This window comes from Nonlabens dokdonensis, from assembly GCF_002162835.1.
GTDB lineage: Bacteria > Bacteroidota > Bacteroidia > Flavobacteriales > Flavobacteriaceae > Nonlabens > Nonlabens dokdonensis_B.
The window spans coordinates 1-2810 of the sequence record NZ_MAAX01000019.1; the positions used below are offsets into that span (position 1 = coordinate 1).

Sequence of the window (2810 nt, forward strand, 5' to 3'; positions counted from 1 at the left end):
TATAAAACAGGCTTTTGCTATAGTAAAATCTGGATCGATGTACTCTGAAAATCCTCAAACAAAATTAGTTCAAAATTTTAGCTGATTTTATTTGGTTTTAAGCACCGTTCATAGCGCAGAACATTATAGTACAAATATATTATATGAGCGAAACGGTGAATAGAACTTTTTCTGTTCTATTTTACACAGTGATTCTATTTCATAGCAATATTAGCTACTGGGGTCATTAATATTTCTTTTAAGGTGTTTATGATTAAACCTCACGTTTTACATTTGTAGCTATAATTTGCCGTTATGTACGGGATAATTCTAAAGATTCTCAATCTTTAGAATTATTAGCGAGCTGATGCGGCTAAGCTGCCAAACGCTCGATTTCTTTTTAAAAATTTAAATGTTTTATGCATTTATTTTTAAACACAATTATCCATCGCTTGCCAGCGCCAAAAAAAGCTAACCTTTTAGATATTATTAAAACTCTCGTATTCGAGGAAATGTTCGTTGTAATCTTTTTCTAAGCATTCTCGTTAACTTTCCACAAGAGTATAAAATTTTCCTGCCACATCATCCACACAAAAATTTCTATACACTTGCTAACTGTAGAACTTAGATTAAACATTTTCTCTATAGTATCTATTAGCTCTCTTTTTTCACGTTCTTTATCTGAAATCAAAAAATCCAAATCTTTTCTGTTATTCAGAGGAGGATCTTTTTTGGTATTACCATAGATCAAGCCTAAAGTCTCTAAAGAGTTGTTTAAGTCTGTAGCCTTCCCTTAGCCTAGGATAGTATTCTAACAGCAAGTTTCTTTCTTGTTTGAGTTTGGGAGTTAGCTTATTCTTTAACAGCGTGTACTTATAACCTTTCAAGAGTTCGTTCCCTTGTCTTTCGTGTTTTCTGAGTTCATCCATAGCTTTATTTACTTCTTTGATAACATGGAACTTATCAAATGTTATAGCTGCATTAGGTAAATAAGTTCCACAACCAGAGATAAAGGCAGGAGACACATCAATACACACTTGTTTGATTTTCTCGGTGTCTACTTGTTTTCTTGCAGATATTTAACGCTCTTATTTATACAACCCGAATCTTTTCCCTGGCAAGCATACAATACCCTACGTTCTTTTAAATCTATCATAGTGGTTATATAATGATGTCCTTTTTTGGTGGAAGTTTTGCCAAAACCTACTTGTGTCATATTTTCTATTATATCTGCATCATGAGCTCTAGCTATCCAGTAGTTAAATATAGTTATCCTACCAGGATATACTTTTAACACTTTAGCTGCCTTGTTAATAGGCATTTCGTTCTCTATTAATAACTTAGATAAGGCTTCAAAGAGCAAAGTAAATCCACTACCTGCTCATGGAACAAACTGGGTTTGTATCTTACCATCTTTTTTCTTTACTCCAGGTACTTTTGCATGTAGATAACAATAGGTACTGAAAGAAATTTAGATGCTGCCAACTACGATGCCTTCAACTCATTGACAAGGGATTAATTTTTAGAAGCCCCCAGTAAAAAAGGAGCCTCTCAAGTTAAGGTTTTCTTAATTCTCGGCGTACATGTTTACTAATCCTTTTCTTTGCACAAAAAAAAGATCATTATGATTTTAGCTTTTAAAACAGGAAAAAAACAAACTTTATTTACCATTTTTTTTGCATTTTTATCTATTGCCTCTAACGTAAGTTGTTCAGATGATAATGATATCACAACAATGACATGGTATCAAGATTTAGATGGTGATGGCTTAGGAAACCCTAACGTATCTATGGTTAAAGGTACTCAACCAGAAGACTATGTGTTAAATAATACGGATCCAGATGATGTGAAAATTTACAATGGAGACTATCTCATTGATTCTCAAGAAAAACTAGATGCAGCCGAGCAATTTATGACCATTACTGGAACATTAGAAACTCGAGTTTCCTTTCGAACAGATTTAAGAGGGTTAGAGAACTTAGAAAGTGTTGGTACCCTTTTAATATCAGGTCTGTTTCTAACTGGAGGTGCTGAAATTGGAAGATCTAGCCTTGAAACCCTTAAAGGATTAGATAATTTAACTAGTGTAGAAGAACGCTTAGCAATTAATAAAAATCCTCACCTCACTGATTTAGAAGGGTTAAATAAATTAACAAATGTAAATGGTAATTTCTCTATTGATGGAAACATTATTTTAACTAATTTAAATGGTCTTGATGCTTTAACCTCTATTGGTGGTACTGTATACATTGATACTAATAAATTACCGAACTTAGAAGGGCTAAATACTCTAACATCTATAGCGGAAAATTTCACATTAGTTGGAGATATTTTTGGGAGTGGACAAGCTGATTTAGTAAGCTTACAAGGACTAGATAATTTAACATCTATTGGAGGAGTATTACGTATCCAATTTAATACACAGTTGGCAAATTATTGTACTTTAAATAATTTAATAATAACAAATAATGGCTTGGTAGGAGATTTAGAAACGCTATTTAATGGTTATAATCCAATAAAACAAGATATTGTAGACGGTAACTGTAGTCTGTAATTTAAAGAATCATATCATTTTCACACACATTACGCCTACCTCCTGCATCCTCGCATAAAAAGTGTTTCATTACCTGTTAATAAAAAGTGTTTCATTACCTGTTAAAAGAAGGTTCGTTAGAGTTTTTTCGAAGAAAACCACGTTAGTTAAACTTTGTTTTATCTAAGCAAAGTTACATCCTATGTTTGTAATTCACTAGAAAAACTATTGCCAAGTGACGTTAAAAACCATTAAAACGGATTCTTAACTCTTCTCTTGGCAATAATTTACAGAACCT

At 32.5% G+C, this 2810-nt stretch carries 3 protein-coding genes; 1 reads left to right on the forward strand and 2 read right to left on the reverse strand.

All coding sequences use genetic code 11. The features are described from left to right. Positions 1-716: 716 nt before the first annotated feature. Together A9Q93_RS14390 and A9Q93_RS01100 are read right to left on the reverse strand one after the other, a co-directional pair. Positions 717-1016 (reverse strand): transposase, encoded by a 300-nt coding sequence (locus A9Q93_RS14390; RefSeq protein ID WP_369674679.1) that lies wholly within the window; start codon positions 1014-1016, stop codon positions 717-719. A 20-nt stretch (positions 1017-1036) separates the two neighbouring features. After that, a complete protein-coding gene (locus tag A9Q93_RS01100) occupies positions 1037-1300 on the reverse strand; it encodes a hypothetical protein (protein ID WP_303685534.1) in 264 nt (87 codons plus the stop codon). Positions 1301-1603: 303 nt separating this feature from the next. On the opposite strand from A9Q93_RS01100, the gene A9Q93_RS01105 reads away from it, so the two are divergent. Beyond that, positions 1604-2533 carry a hypothetical protein gene (locus A9Q93_RS01105; RefSeq protein WP_303685535.1) on the forward strand — a complete coding sequence of 310 codons (930 nt, stop codon included), beginning with the start codon at positions 1604-1606 and terminating at the stop codon, positions 2531-2533. Positions 2534-2810: the final 277 nt, after the last annotated feature.